Origin of the sequence: Thalassotalea sp. G20_0 (assembly GCF_017744175.1) — a bacterium.
GTDB lineage: Bacteria > Pseudomonadota > Gammaproteobacteria > Pseudomonadales > Endozoicomonadaceae > Endozoicomonas.
The window spans coordinates 1-934 of the sequence record NZ_JAGHQV010000276.1 but is presented as its reverse complement, the minus strand read 5'-3'; the positions used below and the strand labels follow the sequence as shown (position 1 = coordinate 934).

Sequence of the window (934 nt, the reverse complement as noted above, 5' to 3'; positions counted from 1 at the left end):
GGATAAACCAGTTGTCACAGCAATTCCCGACGAATCCTGAAGCACTACAGCCACATGAGATGCAGAATAGGTAAAAAAATCATGCCCGCACAATTCTTCGACTGAAATTGTATGTTACTCAATCGTTGTCATCGGGTCAGTCATGGGTACGGCTATGCAGAAAAATGTCAGGCAATTCAGTGCTTCTTACTTGATAAAAACAGTGTCAGAATGTTTTGACAGCATCCAAGATCTTTATCTGCTTCCTATTGATGGTACTGGCCTCTTTTATTCGGGATGAAACAGAGCGGGTTAATGTTCTGTATTACATTGAAATCGACAAAAAAGGGAACCAGCATGTCTGGTGCTGGGTAACCGATCTTGAATTAACCGATGATACCGTTGAATCCATGATGCGAGGAGGACGTTGTAGATGGCGCATTGAAAATGAAACGTTTAACACCCTGAAAAATCAAGACTATCAACTTGAACACAATGACGGTCATGGCGAAAAACATCTGGCTACGAATTTTACCTACCTTACTTTTCTGGCATTCCCGGTTGATCAGATTCAGGAACTGTCTTGTCCAAAATTCCAACAGGCTTTAAATAAGCCAGGAATGCCTACACGAAAGCGATTATGGAGGAAAATCACCAGCTTCTTTCTCACGTTAATGATTGATAGCTGGGACAGTTTGTTTAAAGCCATTGCCCATGGTGCTAAAGCACAGAAGATAGCTTTTGACACATCATGATTTGGCAAGATAGTCAGAACTTTCAGGGGGTGATAGTGATTTTTCTTAGCAGTGAAAGCTGCTGGCTCTCTTATGTTTTCAGAAATTATGAATACGTCAGCTTTCAGACTATGGCAGTTGACGTGTATTCGTCTGGAGTAGCGGCAGCGGTGCGCTATCCAGTAATACATCCCACAGCCAGTCTGCCTGACCAAACAGGT

The 934-nt window shown here is 42.6% G+C and carries 1 protein-coding gene; it reads left to right on the top strand.

All coding sequences use genetic code 11. The features are described from left to right. The first annotated feature begins 251 nt into the window (after positions 1-251). Positions 252-734, top strand: coding sequence for a hypothetical protein (locus J7438_RS26025; protein WP_209278936.1), 483 nt, complete (start codon positions 252-254; stop codon positions 732-734). Positions 735-934: the final 200 nt, after the last annotated feature.

Excerpts from the sequence above, each read along its gene's own strand:
- J7438_RS26025 (WP_209278936.1), top strand. The coding sequence starts at position 252 with ATGGTACTGGCCTCTTTTATTCGGGATGAAACAGAGCGGGTTAATGTT.